The following is a 577-nucleotide window of genomic DNA, read 5'->3' on the forward strand; positions in this document are numbered from 1 at the left end:
GGCTATGGTCCAGCGCGTGGCCTTTGCCAGATGGAGCCGGACACTCACAACGATTGCTGGACCAACTGGCTGAATAATCCATCTCAGGCGCCTGTAGCGCGCGTGATCCGTGGGTTCATCGGCAACCTAACCCCAGAAGCTGATCTGATGATCAGCAATCAGGCTTATGATTTTGCCATGGCTCGCATCAAATGCTGGCGAGATCGCGGGCCTCTTCCGGCCTGGAATGACCCCGTGGGCATGAGCGCGTTTCACAAGCGGGTTTATAATACAGCAGGAGGTAAGGCGGATGAACGGGCCAATATCCTGCATTTCAAAGCGGCAATTGCAGCATGAGGGGAGCCTGTGACATGAGACGCCTCTACTCAATTTTTGGTTCTGTCTTATTGCTGCTGTGCATGCAGCAGGCTCTGGCAGATCCCGTCAACTTTGTGCCGAACTGGCGATCCTATACTCAAACCAGAAATCCGGGAGATCTTGTCAGGTCTGATGTCGTTGCGGCTGCGATTGGCAGAAAGATCGATGCTATCAACGGGCAGATGCAAAACCCAAGTATTCAAGGCGGTTCAGCTTCGGG

Annotated in this window: 1 protein-coding gene and 1 pseudogene; both read left to right on the forward strand. The window is 53.9% G+C overall.

All coding sequences use genetic code 11. The features are described from left to right. Positions 1–336: hypothetical protein (locus tag R5H23_RS16875; RefSeq protein ID WP_317216134.1), on the forward strand; the 336-nt coding region annotated here is incomplete at its 5' end. A gap of 14 nt (positions 337–350) precedes the next feature. Further along, a pseudogene (locus R5H23_RS16880) lies at positions 351–577 on the forward strand (hypothetical protein); the annotation flags it as partial.

Source organism: Gluconobacter sp. GP1, assembly GCF_032913585.1.
GTDB lineage: Bacteria > Pseudomonadota > Alphaproteobacteria > Acetobacterales > Acetobacteraceae > Gluconobacter > Gluconobacter cerinus.